Here is a 22,669-nt window from a genome sequence, read left to right as displayed (position 1 = left end):
GACTGGCCATCTGCCTCACTGGATGATTCAAAACGTTTAAGAGGATAGAACTGTCTTTGGGGCTCTGATGTCTAACAGATCAGTAGGTAAGGGTGATGAAGGCAAAAAAGCCGCAGCTTCTGGCCAGAAGGCCAGGCCGCAGGATGCTCCTCCCATCCCCCTGGAAAAGAAGGCCAAGAGAAAGGGCGTGGCCGGCATCGGGCAGAACAACGATATCCTCCTGTATGTGGGATTGATTGTGACTGCTGCCATCTCGCTCTTTTTGCGCACCTATTACAACTGGAAGTATGTATTTACAGAGAACGGCGTCGTCTTCAGCAGCGAGACTGATGCCTGGTATCACATGATGCTGGCCAAGGGGGTGGTGATCAACCACCAGAGGATGTGGTTTGATCCCATGACCAACTTCCCCAGCGGAACGGTCTTGCATTTTGGCCCCTTTCACAGCTGGTCGATTGCCATCGTCTCAGAGATCCTGGGCCTGGGCAACCCCAGCATGCATCTGGTGGACACAGTCGGAGCCCTCATGCCTGCCGTTCTGGGAGCTCTCTTGGTCTTCCCGGCCTACTTCATTGGAAGGGAGCTGGCAGGCAAGAGCTGCGGACTGATATCGGCATTGATCATCGCTGTCATCCCCGGCCAGTTATTCAGTCGCACCACATTGGGATTCACTGATCACCATGCAGCGGAGATCCTGCTCAGCACTGCGGCTATGATGTTCCTGATGCTGGCTCTGCGCTCTGGAAGGCGCATGACCTTCGAGTCCCTCAGAGGGGACTGCTCCAAATTCAAGGCCCCGCTCGTCTACTCCTTCCTGGCAGGGATCTTCCTGGGGCTGTATATCGATGCCTGGTCGTCCGGATTCCTGTTCGTGGGAGTGATACTGTTCTTCGTCTTCTGGCAGTGTATCTTCGAGCATCTGAAGGGCAGAAGCGTTGAATACCTGAGCATCATCACCACTATTGCCTTCCTGGCGGCGATCATTCCCATTCTCCCCTTCGTCAAACCCTACTACGGATTCAATCATTATTACTACAGCCTCTTCCAGCCCACCATCCTCCTGATTGGGGCGGCGGCGGCATTGGTCTTCGCCTTCCTCTCCCGCTATCTCAAAGAGAGCGGCCTGGCCAGATACTACTATCCTGGTGTGCTGCTGGGCGCCGTTGCCCTTGGCACTGGCATATTCTATCTCTTCCTCCCCCAGTTCACCAGGCCCCTGTTGATGGGGATATTCACCATATTCCAGAAGAAGGCCGGAGGAGCGGCCACTGTTGCCGAGGCCTCACCGCTGTTCGGCAACGGCCCGGGCAATGTCCTCACCTATTTCCCGGGCATGGGCTTCTTTGAGATCGGAGGATTTTTCGTCCGGACCGATGATATGATCGCCCTTCTCCTGACCACATTCACCTTTGCCCTCCTGGCCCTCATCCTGCTCGCCGCCCGGAATATCAGGAGCCCAAGAGCAGTGGATACAGCGATGATATCATGGTCTCTGATCATCCTGGTCCTGGCCCTCGCCCAGAACAGGTTCACCTATTACTATGGGGCCAATGTGGCCATACTGACAGCTTTCCTGGTGGTATGGGCCATGCAGAAGGTGGGAATTGAGAATCTGGATCTGGATATCATCAGGCAGGGGGAGGGCAGCAAGACGATCTGGCCAGCCCTCAAGGTGGTCATCGCTGCCATACTGATATTTGCATTGATCATAATGCCCAGCATGAGCTGGAGCATTAAATTCGCCCAGAGTGCCGTCGGCCCGGACTCGGACTGGCTGACCTCCACTGCCTGGCTGCAGAATAATACCCCAAGCCCGGGAATGGATCTATGGGAGAAATACCAGCGCCCGGCCAGCGGGAGGTATCAATATCCGGAATCAGCCTATGGCGTCATGTCCTGGTGGGATTACGGCCATCTGATCGAGGTGGTGGGGCACAGAATTCCCAATGCCAACCCCTTCCAGCAGGGGATAGGAAGCGTCAAACTGGGAACGCCTGGATCCTCTCCCTTCTTCCTGGCGGAGAACGAGACCCAGGCGGAGAAGGTGCTCTCCGAGCTGGACCTGAACAGGTCTCGCTATATGAACACCAGGTATGTGATGGTCGACCATCAGATGGCCACAGGGAAGTTCTATGCCATGACTGCCTGGAGTGGCATATCCAGTTCAAATTACTTAGGAGGGTTCCTGCAGGAGCAGGGAGATGGTTACGGCCAGGTCTATCTCTACAGAGAGCCCTACTTCAGGTCCATGACGGCACGCATGTTCTTCTTCGATGGAACAGAGGTGGATGGAAGCCAGGGGATAGGATTGGCCTACCTGCCGAAGGAGATCCGCGAAGGGGTGGAGGTTCCCGTCCTTGCCCAGGCCCCCAAGATCACCAGCAACCGCACTGAGCTGGAGGAGTTCATCCAATCCAGCAGGGAGAAGGGATACATGGCCGAGATCGGATCCACCAGCCCCGCCGTTTCCGGAGTGCCCCTGGAGGCCCTGCAGCACTTCCGGCTGGTGCATGAGTCAGAGACCCCAGTCACTACCTCCGGCCAGAAGTGGGTCAAGATCTTCGAGAATGTGCCAGGAGCAGTGGTCAGCGGAAGCGCCACAGCGGGAACCAGGGTCTCTGCAACAGTGGACATCCTCACCAACCAGAACAGGCTCTTCAAGTACAGTCAGTCCAATATCACCGATTCCGATGGCCGGTTCACACTGATCCTCCCGTACTCGACTGAGGGACCCATTGCTGGCGGCACTCAGTTCGATACCATGCCGCAAGGAAACTACACCCTGGTTGTGGGGAGCACCGCCTACGGCCTGAGGGTGCCTGAGAGATATGTCCTGGAAGGAGCGAGCATCGAGGTATGAAGCTGCTGGAGGAGATGAGCTGGCCCCAGATCGAGGAGGGCCAGAGGGAGAGCAGGACAGTGATCCTGCCGGTGGGGGCGACAGAGGAGCACGGGCCCCACCTTCCCGTATTCACCGATACCATCGAGGCCCTGGTGGTGGCGCGTGCGGCTGCTCAGAGAAGGGGCGTTTTCCTCGCTCCACCGCTTCATTACGGCGTCTGTCGCAGCACCCGTGGCTTTCCCGGCACCATTGCTGTCGGCCATGATGCCCTGCGGGCGTATGTAAAAGATCTGCTGGTCTCATTTGCGGAGAGCGGATTTGAGAGGGCTCTGATCCTCACCGGCCATGCCGGAAGCCAGCATATATCCGCCCTGAAGGAGGCCTGTCAGATGGCCCTGCAGGAGTGTGATCTCTCTGTCAGCCTGGTCTCCCTCTTCGATCTGATCGATCCAAAGGCGGTGGAGACTGCCGGTGACGGGCATGCAGGGGAGATAGAGAGCTCAATGATGCTGGCCATTCGCAGCGATCTGGTGGCCGGACTGCCCGGGAAGCACTCTCCTCAAAGGCCCAGATTCCTCATACTGAGAAGCGTCCGTCACCTGATGGGAAACGGGATCATGGGAGATCCCTCCCTGGCCACCCCTGAGAAGGGGAGGCTCTTTTTAGAGATGGCCACAGAGGGGGTCATCAGGGCGCTGGATGAGCTGGAGTCGGATCTATGGAGGGCGTGAATGCCCGGGCTGGAGGGGCTCGATAGCCAGCTGCACAAAGATTGAATGGTGCCGGTTCTTCTGCCTGAACGCAGGGCGCGCCCCGGTGAGAAGCATGATTCGAGAGGGATTATTCTCAAGTCACTGAATGGCGTTATCGGCCAGCATACATGAGATATTCCTTCATCCAGATGAGTGTCCTATGAAAGCCCGCCCACCGACTCCGGCTATTGCAGCAGAGGGAATGCCGGATCCCGCCCGGGCCCGACTGGCAGAGGGAGAAGAGCCTCTGCGGGCATCGATTCGGGCGGGCCTTGAGGCTGCCTGGCCCATATGCATCGGCTACCTCCCCCTGGGGCTGGCCTTTGGGGTGCTGGCCCAAAAGGAGGGGCTCAGCCTTCTGGATATTGCCCTCATGTCTGCTGTGGTCTTCGCCGGAAGCTCCCAGTTCATCGCCGTGGCGATGCTCGGCCTGGGAGCCTCACCCCTATCCATCATCCTCACCACCTTCATCGTCAACTCCAGGCATATCCTGATGAGCTCTGCCCTTGCCGTCCACCTGCAGGGATTGAGCAGAAGCTTCCTCTCCCTTTATGCCTATGGAATCACTGATGAGAGCTTTGCCGTCAATATAGCCAGGTTCAAGGAGGCCGGCTGGCATCCCTACCGGGCGCTGGCGGTCAATCACACTGCCAACCTGGCCTGGATCGGCAGCACCATCCTGGGAGGCTACTGCGGCCAGTTCATAGCCGCAGGGAGCTTTGGCATCGATTATGCTCTGAGCGCCATGTTCCTCAGCCTGATTGTATTTCAGCTCAAAGGGCGGATATATGCCTTCACCGCCCTGATCACCGGCCTGGTGGCCGCGGCCCTCTCCCTCGTCCATCCAGGCCACTCATTCATCATCATTGCATCGCTGCTGGGGGCAAGCCTGGGATTCGCCCTCAAGAGATATGATCGCCGCAGGAGAGGGATTGATGGCTGAGGCTGGATACCAGTACCTGCTCCTTATACTGGGCATGGGGCTGGTCACCTACATCCCCCGCTGGTTCCCATTGCTCTGGCTGGCCCGGCGGAGGCTGCCCGAATGGTTCATTGAATGGCTGGACCTGGTCCCAGTGGCCATCCTGAGCGCCCTTATATTCTCCGATCTGTTTGTGGTCGGCGAGCCCCGCCATGTGGAGCTGCTCCAGAGCAAGTCGCTTGTGGCCATACCCACCCTCCTCTTTGCCCTCAAGACCAGATCCCTGGGGGGGACGGTTATCATGGGAATGGCCCTCTTCTGGCTGAGAACGAGCTATCACTGGGGCTCTTAGCCATTAGCCAAACCATCTAAAATCCGGCCCTCTGCTCTCTTATGGGCGGTCCTGGAACACCGTTGTTAAGCGAAGAGATTGAGGTTCAGCCCTTCAGCAGCGCCTTCGCAATTATCGGTGCCACAGAGACGGTGCTCACTCCTCTGTCCAGGGTGTCAGTGGCCAGGATGCCCTCTACCCCGGAGCGATAGAGCTTGAGGACTGCTGAGCCGGTGAGGACGGGATGCACTGCTGCCAGGTAGACCCGGGCTGCGCCCTGTGCCCGCAGCATCTCTATGGCTGTGGCCATGGTCCCTCCCGTGGCGATCATATCATCGAATATCACCACATCTCTGTTCCGGAGATCGATCTCTTTGGGGGCCATGCTGACCTCAGTGCCGGAAAGGCGGGTCTTCTGCAGGTAGTCGCAGTCCGCCCCCAGGGCAGAGGCCGCCGTCCGGGCCATGGCCACTGCTCCCTTATCCGGGGATATGACCACCAGATCCTTCAGGCCCAAGGAGGCCACCTTATCCGCCAAAAGCGGCGTAGCATCCAGATTGTCTGCTGGACAGGAGAAATGGGAGAGGATGGAGGGGGCATGGATGTTGACCAGATGGACTTTTCCCCTCCTCAGGAAGGGATTGAGAGCCGTGGCCACTGCCCTGGCGGTCATGGGCTCGCCGGGCTTGAAGATCTTATCCTGGCGGGCATAGCCGAAGTAGGGTATGACCAGGTCGATGCTGCTCTCCTGGCAGATATCCAGTAGCTGCAGCAGATAGACCAGATCCTGATCGGTGGGGGTGGACTGGATTATGATCACCCTCTCCTCCAGTGAAGCCACCACCTGGGTATACGACTCCCCATCGGGAAATGTCCTGTACTCGCATAACGCCAGCTCCTCCCCTAAAACCGCTGCCACCCTGCCCGCCAGAAGCTGGGAGCTCGGACCTCCAATGATCATCCTTTATCCCCTCCTTTGCCCCTCTCCTTTATTCTTCTCCTCTCTTCTCCCCTTTTATTCCCCTCAGCTCCCTACCACCCTCATTCTGACCTTCAATGAGGGGGTGACAATGGGGCCCACAGATCGGCGGTCAATGCCCACCTCGACCGTCTGCAGGATTTCGAATATATTCCCGGCGAGCATGAGAGAGCGAACCGGCTGCGCCTCCCCTCCCGGGGCGAGGCGGAAGGCATTGCGCGCCTCGACTGAGAAGTCGCCCGATATGGGATTGGCAGTATGAGCGCCGATGAGTCCATGGACGAGATAGCCTCCCCTCTCTGCCTGGAGCTCATGGGCAGAGGGAGAGCTGACGATCAGGTTTCTCGATCCCACCCGGGGAAGATCGGAGTAACCGGAGCGGACGGAGTTTCCTGTGGAATGGGTGCCGTCCTTCCCGGCGGCATAGCTGTCATAGAGAAATCCCTTCAGCGCCCCCCCATCCACCAGGACTGTCCTCTGAGAGGGCACCCCCTCTCCATCGAAGGCGGAGGAGTCTATCCCCGCGGGAAGAAGGCCATCATCTATGAGCATGAAGTCCTCTGATGCTATCATCTCCCCCACCCTGCCCCGAAGAGAAGAGCGCCCCTTCTGAACGTTATCCGCCTCCAAAGAGGTTAAGAGAGTGCCCTCCAAGAGCTCCGCCGCTGCCAGGGGCCTGAGCAGCACATCAAAGCTTCCGCTCTCCCCCCGAACTCCTCCCAGAGATGACCGGGCCAATTCCCCTGCTGCCCGGCCCACGGGCTCCATCGACAGCTCCAGGCGGCGGGAATTGAAAAACTCACTTCCGGTGGCCACATCTTCTCCCCGGGCTATGGCCTCCATTGAGGCCTGCATCAGCGTCGATGTCTCCATCAGCTCTATACCCTGGGAGTTGAGCACAAATCCCGTGCCCGAGACGCAGGCCACTCCGCCGGAGACCGGCTCCGCCCCCCGGACCTCCTGGCAGCCGGCCAGCAGGCCAGCGGCAATATCGATGCACTCCTCGGGAGTGATCTGATCGAGCCGGCGGTCATAGATCCCCTCTGGCTCAGTCACCCTCTCCGGACGGGGCAGGGAGATCCAGGAGTCATCCCTTCCCCGCGCCCTGGCCGAGCGCACTGCACTCTTGGCCACGAACTCCAACTGGCTCATGTCGCTGCTGCTGGAGAATCCGACTGCGCCGCCGACCACGGCGCGCAATCCCAGGCCAGAGTGGTAGCTCTCGCTTGCCATCTCCACATACTCCCGCCTGAGGTCGACATCCACAGAGCGCCCCACCATTCCATAGACCTCAGCCTCCTCCGCCCCCTGCTTAAGGGCCAGGTTGAGCAGCCTGCGGGCGAATTCGACCAGGCTATCCGATGTATCTGAGATCCTCATCCCCACCTGAATCGAAGGGAGATTGGGCCCGCTCCATCTCCTGGAGCTTGCCTATGATCTTCTCCATCTCCTTCGCCCTCTCCTCCAGGGCATGCATCCCCACCTCTATGCCCAGGATGCTGGAGAGAACACGCAGCACCTCCGAGGCCGCTTTGGGGTCGACCAGATAGCCGCTGGTAACACCCATCAGGCAGACCACCTCCAGCCCCCTCAAGGCTCCCAGGCCCAGCAACAGCCCGGAGACTCCTATGATGCCACCACCCGGCTCGTTCTCCTGGAATAAGACCCCCTCTCTTTTCATCTCCTCCACCAGCTCCAGGCTGGTGGCCGCGCCCATCACTGAGGACTTATCCACGAACTGGCCTGTCCCATAGCCACCCAGGGCATAGATCCGCTTAACCTTATAGCTCTCGGCGATATCCAGGTATATGCTGGCCAGCTCATAATGCCCCTCATTGGTGGCACTCTGGTAGTCGCCGATGACGATCAGAAGATCGGGCCCGCCATCCTCTCCCCGTCGCGCATAGATCTCGTTCTTGACCTGTTTGATGGTCCCGTCCTCCTTCACCATCACCTGGGGAGGAAAATGGGGGGAATAGATCTCTATGACCTTCTCAGCGTTCAGCTCTTCTACCATATGATCGGCCACCAGCTTTCCCACGTGGCCTACACCAGGCAGCCCTTCCACCATAATCGGATCGACAAGTTCAATATCTTTTATGCGAAAAACCAGGGTCTCTTTCATTCTGCCTCCGAGGCCAGGGCTCTCCTGTACTTGCCATATGGATCGTCAGGAGAGAACCTCGCCGGCTTGCTTATAATGGCCCGGCCCCTGCAGAGGGGACAGATCTCCTTTAAGGTGTATTGAGCACAGGACTCACACCGCAGGATCTTCGATCTCATGCCTCTCTGTAGAAAGCGCCCTCTCCGCCGTGTTGTTCTATATAGTTCACTATAGCCTGAGCTGACTTTTTGAGAACAGACTCCGCATATTTATAGTCGGGAGCAGTGACATGAATGCGATAACGTGGTGCTCCGACATAGGATACAAAGAGCGCTGCATCCTTGTCCTTGATCCTCTTCACCTGCTTGAGAGCCTTGCGGATCACCTCCACTCCATCCGGAGCAGGAGAGGTGATATCCACATAGCCGCTGATCTCAACTGAGGGAATCTTGACGTTATCTCGAGAGAGGCTCTCCAGGATCTTGACATCCTCCTCACTCAGATCGGCATCTTTCAGGGCCTCAGGGCCGCTGATAGCTGTCTCTTCCATGGCCAGGTAGAGGCTATCGTATAAGGCCACCAGGGCATCAGCCACCCTCTTGGCATCTCCAGGCTGCTCTTTATAGGCCATCTCCAGCCATTTCCAGGCCTTCTGATCGGCCTTCCACTCCTGGATCTTCTCCCGCCTCTGATGCTCATTCACATCCTTGAGGGAGAGATCGATATGATGCCGGGAGGTATCCACATTCAGTACCTTGCAGACTATCTTCTGCCCTTCTCGCACATGGTCGCGGATATACTTGATCCATCCGCTGGCTACCTCGGAGATATGAATCAGGCCCTGCTTGCCTGCGAACTCGTCTATGGAGACGAAAGCACCGAAGTCCACCACCTGAGTGACAGTGCAGACCACTAGAGATCCAGGCTCTGGCCAGCCCTCACGTTGCATCACAAATCACTCGAGCACTTCTATTACAGTGGTCTTGATCAAGGCCTTGCCTCCAGTGGGCTCAGCCAGAGTGCGCCCGCAGACCAGACATTTTACCACAGTCGCGGCATGGGCGAAGATCACCTGCTCATTCTCGCAGTCGTTGCACTTAACCTTCACGAATTTGCTGGGCATGTTCAGCTCTCCACCAGATCGAACTTGCCCGCCCTGAATCCGGGTCGGTTGTGGGCCTTCTTGCAGCTGCTACAGCGGTATCTCAGGTTCAGCCTCTTCGTGGGCTTATCTCCTCCTGGAACCTTGGAGAATTTGCCCTGATTTCCTATTCCATTAGCTCTGAGCTTCTGCCTGGTAATGCGGGTCAAGGTGGAAGCCCGGCCTTTTCTTACCCTCTCCACCGTCTGTGCGGTGTGCTTCTTGCAGAACGGACAGTAAGCATTAAGCTTCTTTGGCATCTTCACTTCTTATCATCTCTGGATCTTCACTTCTGAAGCTAAATTTTTGTTGCGCAGATTTCTGGCATGGACGGCAGGGATGACGGCGACATCGTCCCTGGCGAGAAGGTAGTTCTTCCCGTCGACTCCCGCAAACATGGGAACATCATCCAGCAACCGCACGACTTCGTATTCCCGCGTTATATCTTTTTTGCCCGTTAAAGGCCTTTCGGTGGGAGTCATATGAAAGAGGATGGACTCCCGGCCAAGAGCAATGGTGGAGAGCACCTGCCGGTAGATCTCAGTCTCCTCTGCTGTCATTCCTGCGAATACCACCTCTCGAGAGGCAGATCTGGCGTTGCGGAGCGCCCGGCGGACGATCTTCTTTATTCTCTGGTCTATGAGCTTGTTCAGGCTGCCCCTCTCGCTCTTGAGGGTATCCTGGAGGATTTGAGCCTCCACGCTGAAGGGGTCTTCCACTCTGGAGAGTTCCTGGCTCATGCCGGTCAGATAGATGCCGACCTGCTGATAGAAATCCTCATCCAGTGGCTGAAGCTCTGCAGACTTGCGCTCTTCCCGGAGCACATTGGCCAGATCCAAAACATCCACCTCATCAGCAATTTTTATACGGACTTATCATAGATGCCTGGATGGTATAATAGCCTTTTCGCCCCTCTATCTAAAGCCTCATCCTGGCCTCTGCCACCCCCCTGCCCATGAGGAATACCGCCAGGTATAGCGGCAGCTCCTCCGGCCCCTCCCTCAGGCTGTAGCTGTTCCCCTTCATCTGGGTGCTGAAGGGCTTTAAGATCTCCAGGGCCACCGGCTCGTCCCCGAAGACCACAGCATCCTGCAGGGGATCGAACTCCTCCAGATCGTTGATCGATAGGGGCGTTGCCCTCAGGCCCGAGCCGCCGTGCAGACTCCCCGGGCAGCGAATCAGCCGGCGCACATCAGCAGTCACAGGCTCGTCGGTCTCTCCCCGTTCCCGGTCCAGGTTAAACCCCACTGCCACCCCCTCGTCCTCCAGGCAATTCTTCAGAAGAAGCTTCCAGATGCCTGCGCTGCCCCGAAAGAGATCAAGGTTCCCCCGGCGGATCTCCTCTATCACCCCCTCTCCCTGCAGGCTGCGGTAGAAGCTGCTGGCCTTCTTGGGGCCGATGCCCTTGACCCGGGAGAGGACGGCCACTGCTCCGGGCTCATCCAGGATGCGCAGACCCTCCACAAAGGAGAGGATGGAACGGTTGATCCTCCCCCCCCAGCCCGGCGAGTCCTGTGCCGGGGCTCTCAGGCGCCTTCCTCCTGCTCCCCCCCATCCCTCCACTGGGGCCTCATGGATGAACCGGTCCATGGACAGGCCCCGGCCGGAGAGGTAGTCCACTATCTCCCGCCGCTCCTCTCCTCCGAAGCTGAATATCCGCTGGTCACGGACATGGATGTGATAGCCCCGGCCGCCGGAGAAGGCCAGGCTGATCCTGCTCTCAGCAAAGCCGAAATCGGATAGCAGGAAGGTGAGGAGCTTTTCGGTCTCCTTTTTGACCTGCGCCAGCATCCCGGCATAGCTTTCGGGGGCAGAGCGGAGGTGATCGGCATCCAGATCGAATATCAGATCCGCCCCCTGCCAGAGCTTCTCGTTCATTGTGGGCGCGCCTGGCCGCTGGTAGTAGGCGGCAGAGTGATAGACATGGCGGGGGACCATGGAGCGCACATAGTCCACCAGCTCCCCCCGGCTGAAGAAGGATTTGTGCCGTCGCATGCCCGAGTCATCGAAGAAGAGAAAGCCCCATTCCCTGGACTGCAGTTCGGGGGGAGGCTCCAGGGTGGCCTGGATATAATACTCCCGGAACTTCGAGATCAGCAGGTCGGTGGTCAGGGGGTTTATGCCATCACCTCAGGTATACCTGGGGGCGGCGGTCGGCGAAGCAGGGGATCTCTCCTCGCACCTCGTCCCTCTCTCCGGGATCGATCTCGCCCATTATGATCTCTTCTCCGCCCTCCGCCCCCGCCACCACCAGGCCCCGGGCGGTGATGATCATGGAGCCCCCACCATCTGCCCAGTTGCAGGCCAGGTGAGGGATCTGGTTCTCTACTGCCCTGGCGATGCATAATGCCCGCCACTGCTCCTCCCTCTGCCGGGGAAACTGGGCCACTGTCACCAGGAGATCGGCACCTTGAAGGGCCAGGGAACGGGCCACCTCAGGAAAACGCAGATCGTAGCAGATCTCCAGCCCCACCAGGCCCCAGGGGGTGGATATGGGAGATATTGTATCCCCCCCATCGAAGTGCCTCTTCTCCTCCCCGAAGGGATGGATCTTGGCCCGCAGATACAGGCCGGAGCGGTCCAGGCAGAAGCCCAGGTTTGACCGGCCGCGGCGGACTGAGCCGATGATCAGGCAGTCGTGATCTCTGACCAGGTCGCGGAAGGGATCAAGCTCTTCGAATGCATCCGTCCCTCTCACCCCCTGATGTGCGACGGGCTCATAGCAGAATCCAGTCAGGAAGAGTTCAGGATAGACCAGGATCTTCGCACCCTCTGCCAGGGCGGTGCGGGCCAGTAAGAGGGCATGAGAGAGGTTCTCGGATTTCCGACAGGGCAGGACGGTCTGCTGAAGGAGGGCAGCACGCATACTAAAAAGAAGGCCAGTCCGCATATATTAAGATGAAGATGGGCTGCCTCCAGAGGCTCAAAACTGGCAAGAGCCGCAGATGCCAGATCATGAATGAAGGGCCTCTTTCTGTGCCGGATGGCAGGGACGGGCTGCACCTTCTCCCTCCTGCGAGGCCCCCTGCAAGGCCCCATCCGACAAATTGATCATCTCATAATTGCCATAAGATCAGTCCATCCAGCCGATCAGATGGTTGGATGCTACGAGGAGAGGGCCGAGAGCGGCAAAAGGTAAAGGAAGAGATTGTAAGGAAAAGCCGCCCCCGGCCACAAACCAGTAGCGAAGATATTGCCGCTAATTAACCTTATTGGTCGAAAGCCATCGTTTTGTAGTTCTGAATGTTTGGACACTATATTATATAAAGCAATCAAATATTTATTTTATCGCAATACCCCGATTCTTGCATCGGGGATAAAGGGCATCCGTATCTAACTTAGGGATTGAATCAGATCCGAGTAGTATTATCTTTATGCGGCGACGCCTCGGATGCCCCGTCTGCTTACAGCGGGGTGCGTCGCCGCCGTTTCACTTCTACCCCAAAAGGCGCTTTTTCATTCAGCAATAATCAATCCCACATTCCGCACTTTAGGTTAAGGGTTTAGCATTTTTACAGCTATCGATTTGTCCAATTGAATGAAAATATTTTTAATAAAATATGATTTTCTCGTTAGATTTTTTCGCAGTATGTTGATTTAAGTCGATTTTCTCTCTAGGGGACAAGACAGCAGAATGTTCTCTCGATTGGAGCGGTATGGCAAGCGAACAAATTATTAATGTAGATAAATATAGTTATTTATGATTATATTTAAAGAATCGTTAGCTGAAGAAATACTCTATTTAGGAAGTTAAAGTGCGGAATGTGGGCTGAAGTAACAACAGACTGGATTACTCCCATAAAAATCTCGAAAACCCATCTCATAGTCGGCCGCTGAGTTGGTTTATTTAATTGATTAGGTATTGTTTGTCCCGTTTCCTTGAGCTTCTCCCTTAGCTGCCATTCGGCAAAGGAGTAAATAAGTAGACTGAGAACCATAATCATGCATAGCGCTTCTATCCTTTCCTCCTTCTTCAGGTAAACCTCAGAGACATGGAAGCTTTTGTCCTTCAGGAAACGAAACCCACGTTCTACAGTCTGCTGCCCTTTATAATAATTGAGCATGACCTCAGGATTAAGATCGGTATCGTTGCTGACTAATACGAATCGACCGAGCTTCTTGCGTTTATTGTTTAGTGCATCCTCATTTAGACCAATCTGGGCTTCGATTTTAAAGCTGACCTTTATGAGCTCATCCTTCTTTGGTCGACCACGCTTTTTTTTCAACTTTTTCTGCCACTTGAAGTATATCTAGATTTTTGAGAATGTGATGAGGATGCGCAGATGCCCAGATCTTAGCATCGTTTTCGGCATCAGGAATGCAGGCGAACTTCTTGCTCGTGAGTTTTTTAAGCTCTTTTTCGGCCTGAGTGGTCTCCTTCTGGATCTTCCTGTCGAAGGTCTGTTCATCCCTCTTTTGTTTTTCATCAGACCAAACAACAACGGCACGTTGCGGAATGCCGCCATAATTTAGGTCGGCAGCGTAAAAGGCATATCTAGAATCGATGCCAGGAGTGAAATTCGGTTCAGCATTGAGAAGTTTATCTACCTCTTCTAAAGTCGCCGGGGCACGAGTGATCCATTTCTTCTCCGTTCCCAGAAGCTTGATATTATCCTCGGTATACATAGCACTATCGGCGATCCAGTAGCTTTCGTCATCAAAGTTGATTGCCTTTTGCGTTTTTTGGATCATTTTGATTATGCTTTTCTTGTCCGATTCATTACCAGAAAACGCTTCGGTATAAAGTGGCAATCCAAACTGGTCTGTTACCAAACCGAGAACAAACCGTTTAAGATCCTTTCTGCCGTCTTTGGCATGACCAAAGGTGATTCTCATCGAATCCGTGCCGTCAGGGGCATCATTTTCGTATTTGCCCTGAACGCTGAAGTTCGTTGTATCAACGTGGATCAGCTTAGTTCCTAATGAGAAATTTTTCATGACCTGCAGAGTAATCTCATTGAACAGCTCGGTCGGGCCGTATTCATAAATCGCATCGAGCGTCCTGCCGACTACATCATCATTGAGATCTGATGGAGTGACGCCTTCGCCGAGAAGCTTTTCGGTTGGTATGGTCATGAAGAAATTGGGAAACAGGTATAGCCGCTGATGAGTGAACCCTAAACCGTTAAGGACCATGGCTTTAGTTGTTATCGAATGAGGAAGATTCCTTGAACCTTGTTTTGGTAGTGCTCTATCTATTACTTCTGCGATTTTCAAATAATCAAAAGTGCCAGCTACGATACCAAGATGACCTATATTATATGACTGGACATCTACATCCATGCTACATCCCTTCAAAAGGGCATATCAGCTATTTATTTAAAAATGTTACTGATATTTAAAAGCCGAAATTCGGAAATCATGAGTCTAAAGTGCGGAATATAGGTTTTAGGATTCTACATGAATTTTCGTACGTAGAAAGGTTGATATACTTTTTTAACTTATCTGCTAGATGTAGCAGGGATTAAATGGATAATGGAAATGAATTCAAGAATATTACGTTTGGCATGGCCGCAGCAGAAACTGAAAAAACTCATAATCCCAATTTATTAATAGAAGGATTTCTAGATGCAAATGGATACATTGAAAGCCTTCTGAGTAGCAACACCTTTCTTATTCTAGGTCCAAAAGGCTCTGGAAAAACTGCTATTGCATCAAAACTAGAACTAATATCTGAAAGTGATAAAAGTCTTATTGTAAAGTTATATTATCTAGAAGATTTTCCTTATGCACAATTTTCTAAATTATTACCTATAAATGAAGCTCCACAGACACGTTATCCTAATTATTGGGAGTTCCTGCTTTTAATTTCTTTTTTGGAAAGCTTTTCCAGGAACAAAGATACAGAATATTTTGATACCAATATCTATAAAAATATTGTAAAAGGTCTTCAGGATCTTGGTTTAACCCCAGGCCAATCTTTGGCTGATATGGTTAAGACGGTATCTAAGAAAGAATTTAGAATAAATATAGCTAGTGTCATTAATATCGCTCATATGTCTGAAAAGGCAAAAGCTGATTATGGAATAGATGTCATTTTCCAAAATTTGCGGGAATTGTGCTACACTGTAAAGGCCAAATGCAAGCATATGATAATAGTTGATGGCTTAGATGATGTCTTGACGAAAAAAGATAGACAATATGAATCGTTAATCGCACTAATTCAAGCTGCCGAGAGAATGAATAGGAAATTTTTAAAAAATAATGTAAATTCTAAAGTCATTATCCTATGTAGAACTGACTTATTTGATAAATTACCTGGTCCCAACAAAAATAAAATCAAGCAGGATTACTCAAAAACATTGGATTGGTATCAAGATGTGAGAGATGTAACCTCGGTTAATTTGGTAAAATTAGTGAATCTGCGGGCGAAAACATCCCTAAAAAGGGAAGTGGATATTTTCCAAGAATTCCTGCCTAGCGAAATAAGATCCGGAGATCCTACTGTAAAAACACTTCTCGATAATACTCGCTATCGTCCAAGGGATTTTATACATTTGTTGAAAAACATTCAAGAACATACAAAAGGAGCCATTCCTACTGTGGGTGAAGTCTGGAATGGACTAAGGACCTACTCACTCAATTACCTCATAGAAGAGATTACAGATGAATTATCCGGTTATCTAACCCCGGAAGAAATCGATAATTCAATAAAGCTCTTGGGATCGATGAATGAAATCAGGTTTAATCTCACTGATTTAGAAATAAAGAAAAATACAGATGAGCGTTTTAATTCTTTAGAATTAACGAGAATACTAAATGTCCTTTTTGATTCCAGCGCAATAGGAAATGTAAGGAGGAATAACTTTGGAGAAGACAGATACACGATGAAGTATCGAAATCCCTATGCAAGTTTTGATCCAAATAAAACTATCACGATTCATTTGGGCCTCTGCAAGGCTCTCAATATACTATAAAAATTGGTATGTGTTTAGCTCCACTGAATAGTTCGATTGATGGAGGTTTCATCTCATGATGAGCATGAGGAAAATAACCTATCCCAGACGGAAAACGATAGTAATAAGCTAGTCTTGCCCGAAATCTGCTATTGAGAATTGGTTGCGCAGGATGCTGCTGAATGGGCTCAATGATATCGATTATGATGAGCTAAACACATATTCCTAAACATATAAAAATAGTAATTATTATTGACAATGTCCGCGTACATACTTCCAAAAAAACTCTGAAATTCCTTAAAGCAGTTCCGCAGCGATTCCATTTTGTTTTTACACCTAAACACGCTTCTTTGTATTCGCCGACTCAATTTTGACCCCCCTATTTAAGGAAACGCCAGTTCGTTTTTGACCCCCCCCCAAAAAGGAAAGCCTTCCCTCTCCAAGTACTCTGAGAGGTGGGCGGTAAGGTGAAAACGATGGCAGATGTACGTAGAATCGTAGACCTGTACGAACTCCATAAGTCCTACAAAAAGTAGCCCGCGAACTGAACATATCCCGGAACACTGTGAAAAAGTATCTTCATCAGGTCAAAGATGTGCAAGAAGGATTGGCGGAGGAGATCATTCCCAAAAACCGAAAGATCGTTCAACCCTCTCGCGTTCTCACTGATCTTGTCCGTCAGAAGATACATCAATATCTTGAGTCAAACATGGGATGCCCCAAAAACAACGACTCACGGCAAAAGAATCTGGGAGCTTCTCGTCCAGGATGGTCATAAAATAGGTTATACCACGGTCAAGGACGAAGTTGTCCGCTGGAAACGCACTAATGCACCCCGAGAGGTGTTTATCTTGCAGGAGCCGCGCATTGGTCAGCGTGCAGAATTCGATTGGGGCGAAGTCACACTCAATATCGCCGGAGTATGGCAGAAATTCTACCTTGCGGTCTTCGTCTTGCCCTTCTCGCTCTATCGATTTGCTCGCCTCTATAACAGATCAACCCGTCTGGAAGTGATCCAGGCCCACATCGAATTCTTCCGCGAGATCGGCTCAGTTCCCGAGGCGATATTCTATGACAGAATGGCTGCTGTATACGATTCTCGAAAGCAGCAGTTCAATGATAAATTTCTGGAATTCTCTATGCATTTCGGTTTTCAGCCCTGTGTCTGCAATCCAGCTTCACCTAACGAGAAAGGGACAGACGAAGAAAGTGTAGGCTATGTCCGGCGTGCCACTTTCAGCGAAAGGAGTTCATTTGCATCCATAAATGAGGCTGCTGAATGGCTAAAAATGCGCCTTGGCGAGATAAACGGCCATCCTGTCTATCGTCGATCCGATGTGCCGGTCCAGGGCCTTGATCAAGAGCGAGCCTTGATGCATCCATTGCCAACACTCGAATTTGAAAACTGCGAACTGAAACGTGCAACTATTTCGCGGTATTCATTGGTAAAATTTGACGGGAACTTCTACTCAATTCCGGATACATACCGTCCTCGATATATTACACTGAAGATGTTGGTGGATAGGATCGAGTTCCTTGATGGAAACGATATCATTGCAGTTCATCGTCGATTGGCTGGGAATCAGAAGTATTCGCTTGATATCGCTCATTACATCAAGACTTTTCATCGCAAACCGGGTGCGCTCCCAAATTCCAGAGTTTTAGCTCAGGCAGATGAACTGATTCGGGATGCTTTCAATCGCTATTATGCGAATGATCCAAAAAAATTTCTGCCTATTCTTGACCTGATAAAAGAGACCTCCCCTGAAAAATTTTCAACCGCTCTTGCGATCCTAAAAGAACAGAACATCCATCCGACCAGCGATAGCATTCGGTTTTTTGCTTCATCAAACCAATGCTCTGATGGTTGAGCCCTTTGACATCGAGGGTGGTTTCGAGGTCCTGGAGCCGGATCTCACCATATTCGATCAGTTTATGGAGGGATAGACTGTGGAACCGAATCTTGCAGATCTATGTAAACAGTTGCGACTGAGCGGAGTCTACAACTACGTCCTGGACTATCAGCCTGATAATGAGGATATGCTGCAGTTTCTGACTTCAGCATTGCAGTCCGAACTCGACAAGAGACATCTGAACCGCCAGATGAGAGCGCTTCGGCAAGCCGGCTTTCCGACAAAAAGAGGTTCGAGGATCTATTGATGGATGATTTGCCACAAGATGGGCGAGAGGCTATTCCTGAACTAAAAGCGCTTGCGTTTCTTAAAGAAAGGAGGAATGTTATTCTCATCGGAAATTCAGGAACCGGCAAGACTCATATGGCTATTGCGGTAGGGATCAAAGCATGCGAGGAGAACTATCGAGTTGTATTTCGCTCCGCAGCGGCATTGGTCAATGAGATGATCGAAGCGAGAAAAGATAACAGGCTCTCAATTTATATCAAACAGTTTAAAAAGGTTGATCTCCTCATAATTGATGAGCTTGGGTACGTAACATTTGATCTCGCTGCTGCTGAATTGCTATTTCAGTTGCTTGCAGCACGATATGAGACTATGAGTACTATCATTACCTCGAACCTGGGATTTTCAGATTGGGTGAAGGTATTCCATGACAGGACTCTAACCGCAGCAATTCTGGATAGGATTACCCACCACGCGCTGATACTGAACATGAACGGAGAGAGTTTCCGCAGAAAGTAGCGAGACGTGAACTTTATACTCTATGAGTTAGGTTAGTCGTCTAAGGGGGTCAAAATCGGATCGGCGCGGGGGGTCAAATTTGGACCGGCGGATACACTTCTTGGCTAAATATAATCGAGAGCTTATTCAGCAAAATGACTCGAAGCATGCTGAGAGGAATTCGTGTGTCCTCTAAAGAGGAGTTGATCGCGAGGATAAGCCAATATATTGAAAGTATGAATGAAATGCTTATTATATTTAAGTGGAAATACAAAATGGATAAAATGGCCGGAGGAATTGTTGTTGATAACGAATCGGGCGTATTGATATGTTAATTTGAATTTACCCCTCTCCCAAGATCACCAATATGGTATGGCCCTTTTATCAATATTTAGATCATCCAACAAACAAATCAACGTTTGGGTCAAGAAAATTATTCGAGCAACCCTCTTTTCGATGCTAACCTTCGTATATTGATGGTTTCGGTTCATTCCTAGAAAATTCTTAGCGATATTAAAGAAATCTTCAATATTCGACCTTATTATCTTGAAACTCTCCCATTCATAGATTAGTTTTTTGAAAGCAACTACAGTTCGTTTCCAAATGGCCAAATTATATTTTTTACAAAAACAAATCCAAAGGTGGATTTAGGTTATGAATTATCTTCTCTAAATTTGTGTTTTTCCTGGGATATATGATCGGAACGATGTTAAATCTATTGATGATAGTCTGATAATTGTTTTTTGACGTAAAACCCTTATCACAGATGATTATATCTTCCAATTTGATAATTTTAGAGCGATATAGCTTATCGAGGAAAGGAATAAGCATTTTAGAGTCATTGGGCGAGTTTTTGAAAATTTCAAACCCCAGGAGCTCATTATCCTGATTTATTGCCAAAATCAACTTAAATCCGACATAATATCCTATAGATGGACCATATGAATATTTATATTTTTATCTCCCTTACCAATTCTATGTCGGTTTCTCCACAAATTAAGGTCGATAGCGATAGAACTAGTGTCAATAATTACTGTTTCTACCTTTTTATCCCTCAATCTCTTTCTAGGCTGAAATAATCTTTTAAAAAACGTGAAAATCAATTCATAATCGAGATTTGACTGCATCTTGTATATTTCATTTGCTTTTACCTTTGAATTAATCCCTAAAAGCCTCTTTAAGGCAATATTTTCATTTATTTCGGAAACAAGCCTTGAAATATCTCTTTCAAATAGATCCGATAGGATTAAGACTTTGATTGACAATAAAAATTTATCTTTGTCATATATTTTTAATCTGCCCGCGATTTTATTAGCTCTTGGAGAAGCGATAATCTCAAGTAATTTGACGACTATAATCCATTTTGGATGCCTGATATCAGGAATTAAGGAGACAACATAATATCCAACCTCCTTTGGTTGTGCAACCTGATATTAGGTGTCCAAATTACTTAAAAGTTTTCATAGCTACTTGAATTCGTATTTTGAACATCTCCTTGAGTTTAATCAAAAAAATATTCTAAATTTGTAAGTTAAATTTGAATTCAGCTCGAATGAAGCCCTAAGATAAAATAGATTTTAGGAGAGGGGTATTTGAATTATAACACTAGCATTTGAGACAGTGCCGTTGGATGCTACGAGGAGAGGGCCGGGAGCGGCAAAAGGTAAAGGAAGAGAATGTAAGGAAAAGCCGCCCCCGGCCACAAACCAGTAGCGAAGCAATTATCCTTATTAATTCTATCGGTCGACAGCAGAGAAAAATCCCCCTTCAATCCCGGGAAGGGGAGGAGCGATCGGCATCGCTTATCCTCCTTGATCATCACCTCTCCTCAGCGGATTTATATCAATCAAGATGCCTCTGCCATAGATATGTATCAGTTCGTACTCACCCGGCGGCAGGAAAAAGACTGATAGCAAGAGCCCTAGCCATCCACCCCGCTGTTCAAGAGGCTATGCACTCCCATACCATGGTGATCATCGCCGGCACCACCAACGGCTACCTGGCAGAGGAGATATTGAGGGCATTGGGCCAGGAGGAGGGCTTCTCTAAGAGGCAGTTCTTCCGGGGGATCACCCTCCCGCCAGGAATGACCACTGCTGAGGGCCGCCTGGCCGATGAGAGCCATTTTTTTGGAGACGTGGTTATAGAGAGAGGGGTCTGGCAGAAGGGCGCCACTATATTCGATGTCGCCACCAGCCTGGAGGAGGGGGATCTCATTCTCAAGGGGGCCAATGCTCTTGACCCGGTTCGCCATCAGGCTGGGGTTTTGATCGGCCACCCCCAGGGAGGCACGGCGATTGCTGCCCTGCAGGCGGCTGCAGGCCGCAGGGTGGGCTTGATCCTCCCCGTGGGGCTGGAAAAGCGCATACCCGGAGATCTGATCGATCTGGCGGCGCGGGCCAATGCCCAGGGCAGGAGCGGCCCGCGGATTCTGCTCCTGCCAGGAGAGGTCTTCACCGAGATCGAGGCCATAAGGCTGCTCTCAGGTGCCGAAGCTGAGATCCTGGCTGCGGGAGGGGTGGGGGGAGCAGAGGGTGCTGTCCGGCTGCTGATAGATGGGCGCCCGGATGAGCTGCTCGCCTGCAGAAGGGAGTTAGAGCTGATAGCAAAGGAAGAGAATTTCAGGATCTAGATCAGGCCGGAGGATCTTGATCCATCCTCCCTCCAATCCACCAGCTCTGGTCAGTGGCATCATCACATCACCATCCAGATGGCGGCCAATTCAGGGAGATAGTTATAAATTCCTGGTTGTCTTCTTATAAGGTAATAAAAAATAAATATTTGGTATCATTGTCAATCCCAGGAGGGGTGTCATGAACAGATCAATTCGGATATCATCAGCATTGTTGATCGCCCTGGCGGCATGCACAGCCAGCATAGCAATTGGCTCTGATTTCACATTGAATATCTTCGGCAATGCCAATATGGACGATAGGATAGACCAGGAGGATATAGATCTCATCCAGCAGATCATCGCCGGATCGGCAGAGGCCACTATGCTCTCCGATGCCAACCTCGACGGCATAGTGGATCAGTCAGATATCAAGCAGGTGCAGGATCTTATGGGAGGCAGGGCAGAGAAGATCAGCCTGATCGATGGCAATCAGCTGAACCGGACTCTGAAGCTGCCCTCAAAGAGGATCCTGCCCCTCAATATGCGCCATGCCATTGCCCTGGCCGTCCTGAGCGGTGAGGAGAGGGCAGTGGGGGTGGACAGCACTGTAGTGGAGAGAGCAGATCTCTTTCCCAGGATGAGCCAGCTTCCCGCTGTGGGCAGCACCAGGGAGCCGGATATAGAGAGGATCGTCTCGCTGAAGCCCGATCTGCTGATCACCTTCACCAATATACCATCCCCCGATGCACTGGATGATAAGCTGCCTGAGGGGATAGAAGTGCTCAGATTCGATCTATCCCGGTCCGCCAGCCTGAGGGAGGAGATGGCAGTTTTAGGCTTCCTCCTGGACGAGCCCGAATCGAGCCAGAAATACCTGGACTGGTATGACCGCTATGTGGGGGAGATCGAGGAACGGGCATCATTAATAGAGGATAAAGATCGGGTGAGGGTCCTCATGGAGAGGGAGAGGAGCGCCGATACCGGTCCCACTGCCCGCTGGGCCTATGCCAGCGAGACCGGCTATACCGATCTGGTGGACAATGCCGGGGGCATCAATATCGCCCGGGGTTTTATGGAGGGCAATAAAGACCTGGAGGCGGAGTTTGTCATCGATAAGGATCCCGAGGTCATAGTGGGCCTCTCATACAAGGGCGGATACAAGTCAGACGACAGCGAGGCGATGAAGGCCTATTACGATGAGATCATGAGCTTTGGCGGCTTCGCAAACATATCTGCAGTGAGGAATGGGCGGGTGCACATCATCTCTGGAGACTTCTCCATCGGCCCCCAGCTGGTGGTGGGAGCAGCGACCGTGGCTAAGTGGCTCTACCCGGAGCAGTTCCGGGATCTCGATCCAGTCCAGGTGCATAGAGAGTTCCTCAGCGATCTGATGAATCTGGACTACAATCCGACGGAGAAGGGTGCCTTCACCTATCCAGAATGAGATGGCCG

Annotated in this window: 27 protein-coding genes; 12 read left to right on the top strand and 15 right to left on the bottom strand. The window is 51.5% G+C overall.

The features are described from left to right. Positions 1-67: 67 nt before the first annotated feature. The 4 genes from IPI63_RS05690 (at position 68) to IPI63_RS05675 (ending at position 4,868) form a co-directional block, all read left to right on the top strand. The gene (locus IPI63_RS05690; protein WP_292477204.1) at positions 68-2,860 is read left to right on the top strand and encodes an oligosaccharyl transferase, archaeosortase A system-associated; all 2,793 of its coding nucleotides are present in this window, start codon (positions 68-70) and stop codon (positions 2,858-2,860) included. Then, the gene (locus IPI63_RS05685) at positions 2,857-3,573 is read left to right on the top strand and encodes a creatininase family protein (protein WP_214066302.1); all 717 of its coding nucleotides are present in this window, start codon (positions 2,857-2,859) and stop codon (positions 3,571-3,573) included. The genes IPI63_RS05690 and IPI63_RS05685 overlap by 4 nt, the downstream gene beginning before the upstream one ends. A gap of 181 nt (positions 3,574-3,754) precedes the next feature. Continuing rightward, positions 3,755-4,537, top strand: a complete 783-nt coding sequence (locus IPI63_RS05680) for an AzlC family ABC transporter permease (RefSeq protein WP_214079999.1) — start codon at positions 3,755-3,757, stop codon at positions 4,535-4,537. Next, complete coding sequence (locus tag IPI63_RS05675; protein WP_214066221.1) at positions 4,530-4,868, top strand: AzlD domain-containing protein; 339 nt, start codon at positions 4,530-4,532, stop codon at positions 4,866-4,868. Before IPI63_RS05680 ends, IPI63_RS05675 begins: the two co-directional genes overlap by 8 nt. An 85-nt stretch (positions 4,869-4,953) precedes the next feature. Here the strand turns inward: IPI63_RS05675 and IPI63_RS05670 are convergent, their stop codons facing one another. The 12 genes from IPI63_RS05670 to IPI63_RS05615 all read right to left on the bottom strand — a co-directional run bounded on the left by IPI63_RS05670 (position 4,954) and on the right by IPI63_RS05615 (position 14,354). Then, a complete protein-coding gene (locus tag IPI63_RS05670; protein ID WP_214066220.1) occupies positions 4,954-5,808 on the bottom strand; it encodes a ribose-phosphate diphosphokinase in 855 nt (284 codons plus the stop codon). A gap of 63 nt (positions 5,809-5,871) precedes the next feature. After that, complete coding sequence (locus tag IPI63_RS05665; RefSeq protein WP_292477200.1) at positions 5,872-7,206, bottom strand: TldD/PmbA family protein; 1,335 nt, start codon at positions 7,204-7,206, stop codon at positions 5,872-5,874. After that, on the bottom strand, positions 7,181-7,951 hold the full coding sequence (locus tag IPI63_RS05660; protein ID WP_214066218.1) for a proteasome assembly chaperone family protein: 771 nt from the start codon (positions 7,949-7,951) through the stop codon (positions 7,181-7,183). Before IPI63_RS05660 ends, IPI63_RS05665 begins: the two co-directional genes overlap by 26 nt. Further along, a complete protein-coding gene (locus tag IPI63_RS05655; protein ID WP_214066217.1) occupies positions 7,948-8,109 on the bottom strand; it encodes an RNA-protein complex protein Nop10 in 162 nt (53 codons plus the stop codon). The genes IPI63_RS05660 and IPI63_RS05655 overlap by 4 nt, the downstream gene beginning before the upstream one ends. Continuing rightward, complete coding sequence (locus IPI63_RS05650; RefSeq protein WP_214066216.1) at positions 8,106-8,879, bottom strand: translation initiation factor IF-2 subunit alpha; 774 nt, start codon at positions 8,877-8,879, stop codon at positions 8,106-8,108. The genes IPI63_RS05655 and IPI63_RS05650 overlap by 4 nt, the downstream gene beginning before the upstream one ends. 6 nt (positions 8,880-8,885) lie before the next feature. Then, positions 8,886-9,053: a 30S ribosomal protein S27e gene (locus tag IPI63_RS05645; protein ID WP_214066215.1), complete on the bottom strand. Its 168-nt coding sequence runs from the start codon at positions 9,051-9,053 to the stop codon at positions 8,886-8,888. A gap of 2 nt (positions 9,054-9,055) precedes the next feature. Further along, on the bottom strand, positions 9,056-9,337 hold the full coding sequence (locus IPI63_RS05640; protein ID WP_214066214.1) for a 50S ribosomal protein L44e: 282 nt from the start codon (positions 9,335-9,337) through the stop codon (positions 9,056-9,058). Between the two features lie 6 nt (positions 9,338-9,343). Further along, positions 9,344-9,919: a hypothetical protein gene (locus IPI63_RS05635; protein WP_292477196.1), complete on the bottom strand. Its 576-nt coding sequence runs from the start codon at positions 9,917-9,919 to the stop codon at positions 9,344-9,346. Positions 9,920-9,989: 70 nt separating this feature from the next. Continuing rightward, the gene (locus IPI63_RS05630) at positions 9,990-11,066 is read right to left on the bottom strand and encodes a DNA primase small subunit PriS (RefSeq protein WP_292477194.1); all 1,077 of its coding nucleotides are present in this window, start codon (positions 11,064-11,066) and stop codon (positions 9,990-9,992) included. Positions 11,067-11,196: 130 nt separating this feature from the next. Beyond that, positions 11,197-11,937 (bottom strand): nitrilase-related carbon-nitrogen hydrolase, encoded by a 741-nt coding sequence (locus IPI63_RS05625; RefSeq protein ID WP_214066213.1) that lies wholly within the window; start codon positions 11,935-11,937, stop codon positions 11,197-11,199. Positions 11,938-12,781: 844 nt separating this feature from the next. Further along, on the bottom strand, positions 12,782-13,297 hold the full coding sequence (locus tag IPI63_RS05620; protein ID WP_292477192.1) for an IS1634 family transposase: 516 nt from the start codon (positions 13,295-13,297) through the stop codon (positions 12,782-12,784). After that, positions 13,263-14,354: an IS1634 family transposase gene (locus IPI63_RS05615; RefSeq protein WP_292477190.1), complete on the bottom strand. Its 1,092-nt coding sequence runs from the start codon at positions 14,352-14,354 to the stop codon at positions 13,263-13,265. Before IPI63_RS05615 ends, IPI63_RS05620 begins: the two co-directional genes overlap by 35 nt. Positions 14,355-14,539: 185 nt before the next feature. On the opposite strand from IPI63_RS05615, the gene IPI63_RS05610 reads away from it, so the two are divergent. Both IPI63_RS05610 and IPI63_RS12900 read left to right on the top strand, forming a co-directional pair. After that, positions 14,540-15,988, top strand: a complete 1,449-nt coding sequence (locus IPI63_RS05610) for a P-loop ATPase, Sll1717 family (RefSeq protein WP_292477189.1) — start codon at positions 14,540-14,542, stop codon at positions 15,986-15,988. 200 nt (positions 15,989-16,188) lie between these two features. Beyond that, a complete protein-coding gene (locus tag IPI63_RS12900; protein ID WP_366850878.1) occupies positions 16,189-16,341 on the top strand; it encodes a transposase in 153 nt (50 codons plus the stop codon). Between the two features lie 9 nt (positions 16,342-16,350). Here IPI63_RS12900 and IPI63_RS05605 read toward each other — a convergent pair whose 3' ends face one another. Continuing rightward, entirely contained in the window at positions 16,351-16,485 is a 135-nt protein-coding gene (locus tag IPI63_RS05605) for a hypothetical protein (RefSeq protein ID WP_292477186.1), read from the bottom strand. A 75-nt stretch (positions 16,486-16,560) separates the two neighbouring features. On the opposite strand from IPI63_RS05605, the gene istA reads away from it, so the two are divergent. The 4 genes from istA (at position 16,561) to IPI63_RS05585 (ending at position 18,938) form a co-directional block, all read left to right on the top strand. Further along, positions 16,561-17,838, top strand: a complete 1,278-nt coding sequence (istA, locus tag IPI63_RS05600) for an IS21 family transposase (protein ID WP_292477184.1) — start codon at positions 16,561-16,563, stop codon at positions 17,836-17,838. Positions 17,839-17,917: 79 nt separating this feature from the next. Then, on the top strand, positions 17,918-18,127 hold the full coding sequence (locus IPI63_RS05595) for a hypothetical protein (RefSeq protein WP_292477182.1): 210 nt from the start codon (positions 17,918-17,920) through the stop codon (positions 18,125-18,127). Continuing rightward, on the top strand, positions 18,127-18,624 hold the full coding sequence (gene istB, locus IPI63_RS05590) for an IS21-like element helper ATPase IstB (protein ID WP_292477179.1): 498 nt from the start codon (positions 18,127-18,129) through the stop codon (positions 18,622-18,624). The genes IPI63_RS05595 and istB overlap by 1 nt, the downstream gene beginning before the upstream one ends. Before the next feature lie 164 nt (positions 18,625-18,788). Further along, positions 18,789-18,938, top strand: a complete 150-nt coding sequence (locus tag IPI63_RS05585; protein WP_292477178.1) for a hypothetical protein — start codon at positions 18,789-18,791, stop codon at positions 18,936-18,938. A 286-nt stretch (positions 18,939-19,224) separates the two neighbouring features. On the opposite strand, the gene IPI63_RS12895 is transcribed toward IPI63_RS05585, so the two are convergent. Both IPI63_RS12895 and IPI63_RS05580 read right to left on the bottom strand, forming a co-directional pair. After that, a complete protein-coding gene (locus IPI63_RS12895; protein ID WP_366850876.1) occupies positions 19,225-19,503 on the bottom strand; it encodes a transposase in 279 nt (92 codons plus the stop codon). A 26-nt stretch (positions 19,504-19,529) separates the two neighbouring features. Continuing rightward, positions 19,530-19,868 (bottom strand): hypothetical protein, encoded by a 339-nt coding sequence (locus IPI63_RS05580; protein WP_292477176.1) that lies wholly within the window; start codon positions 19,866-19,868, stop codon positions 19,530-19,532. Positions 19,869-20,554: 686 nt separating this feature from the next. Between IPI63_RS05580 and IPI63_RS05575 the strand changes: the two genes are divergently transcribed. Together IPI63_RS05575 and IPI63_RS05570 are read left to right on the top strand one after the other, a co-directional pair. Then, positions 20,555-21,235: a hypothetical protein gene (locus IPI63_RS05575; protein WP_292477173.1), complete on the top strand. Its 681-nt coding sequence runs from the start codon at positions 20,555-20,557 to the stop codon at positions 21,233-21,235. 181 nt (positions 21,236-21,416) lie between these two features. Beyond that, on the top strand, positions 21,417-22,661 hold the full coding sequence (locus IPI63_RS05570) for an ABC transporter substrate-binding protein (RefSeq protein ID WP_292477171.1): 1,245 nt from the start codon (positions 21,417-21,419) through the stop codon (positions 22,659-22,661). The last annotated feature ends 8 nt before the right edge of the window (positions 22,662-22,669 follow it).

Source organism: Methanothrix sp., from assembly GCF_016706325.1.
Lineage (GTDB): Archaea > Halobacteriota > Methanosarcinia > Methanotrichales > Methanotrichaceae > Methanothrix.
This window is presented reverse-complemented; position numbering and strand designations above follow the sequence as displayed.

What these genes read in the sequence shown, in the direction of transcription:
- IPI63_RS05690 (WP_292477204.1), top strand. Translation starts at nt 68, where the DNA reads ATGTCTAACAGATCAGTAGGTAAGGGTGATGAAGGCAAAAAAGCCGCA.
- IPI63_RS05685 (WP_214066302.1), top strand. Translation starts at nt 2,857, where the DNA reads ATGAAGCTGCTGGAGGAGATGAGCTGGCCCCAGATCGAGGAGGGCCAG.
- IPI63_RS05680 (WP_214079999.1), top strand. Translation starts at nt 3,755, where the DNA reads ATGAAAGCCCGCCCACCGACTCCGGCTATTGCAGCAGAGGGAATGCCG.
- IPI63_RS05675 (WP_214066221.1), top strand. Translation starts at nt 4,530, where the DNA reads ATGGCTGAGGCTGGATACCAGTACCTGCTCCTTATACTGGGCATGGGG.
- IPI63_RS05670 (WP_214066220.1), bottom strand. Translation starts at nt 5,808, where the DNA reads ATGATCATTGGAGGTCCGAGCTCCCAGCTTCTGGCGGGCAGGGTGGCA.
- IPI63_RS05665 (WP_292477200.1), bottom strand. Translation starts at nt 7,206, where the DNA reads ATGAGGATCTCAGATACATCGGATAGCCTGGTCGAATTCGCCCGCAGG.
- IPI63_RS05660 (WP_214066218.1), bottom strand. Translation starts at nt 7,951, where the DNA reads ATGAAAGAGACCCTGGTTTTTCGCATAAAAGATATTGAACTTGTCGAT.
- IPI63_RS05655 (WP_214066217.1), bottom strand. Translation starts at nt 8,109, where the DNA reads ATGAGATCGAAGATCCTGCGGTGTGAGTCCTGTGCTCAATACACCTTA.
- IPI63_RS05650 (WP_214066216.1), bottom strand. Translation starts at nt 8,879, where the DNA reads ATGCAACGTGAGGGCTGGCCAGAGCCTGGATCTCTAGTGGTCTGCACT.
- IPI63_RS05645 (WP_214066215.1), bottom strand. Translation starts at nt 9,053, where the DNA reads ATGCCCAGCAAATTCGTGAAGGTTAAGTGCAACGACTGCGAGAATGAG.
- IPI63_RS05630 (WP_292477194.1), bottom strand. Translation starts at nt 11,066, where the DNA reads ATGCGACGGCACAAATCCTTCTTCAGCCGGGGGGAGCTGGTGGACTAT.
- IPI63_RS05625 (WP_214066213.1), bottom strand. Translation starts at nt 11,937, where the DNA reads ATGCGTGCTGCCCTCCTTCAGCAGACCGTCCTGCCCTGTCGGAAATCC.
- IPI63_RS05615 (WP_292477190.1), bottom strand. Translation starts at nt 14,354, where the DNA reads ATGGATGTAGATGTCCAGTCATATAATATAGGTCATCTTGGTATCGTA.
- IPI63_RS05610 (WP_292477189.1), top strand. Translation starts at nt 14,540, where the DNA reads ATGGATAATGGAAATGAATTCAAGAATATTACGTTTGGCATGGCCGCA.
- IPI63_RS05605 (WP_292477186.1), bottom strand. Translation starts at nt 16,485, where the DNA reads ATGGAGTTCGTACAGGTCTACGATTCTACGTACATCTGCCATCGTTTT.
- istA (WP_292477184.1), top strand. Translation starts at nt 16,561, where the DNA reads ATGTGCAAGAAGGATTGGCGGAGGAGATCATTCCCAAAAACCGAAAGA.
- istB (WP_292477179.1), top strand. Translation starts at nt 18,127, where the DNA reads ATGGATGATTTGCCACAAGATGGGCGAGAGGCTATTCCTGAACTAAAA.
- IPI63_RS05575 (WP_292477173.1), top strand. Translation starts at nt 20,555, where the DNA reads ATGCACTCCCATACCATGGTGATCATCGCCGGCACCACCAACGGCTAC.
- IPI63_RS05570 (WP_292477171.1), top strand. Translation starts at nt 21,417, where the DNA reads ATGAACAGATCAATTCGGATATCATCAGCATTGTTGATCGCCCTGGCG.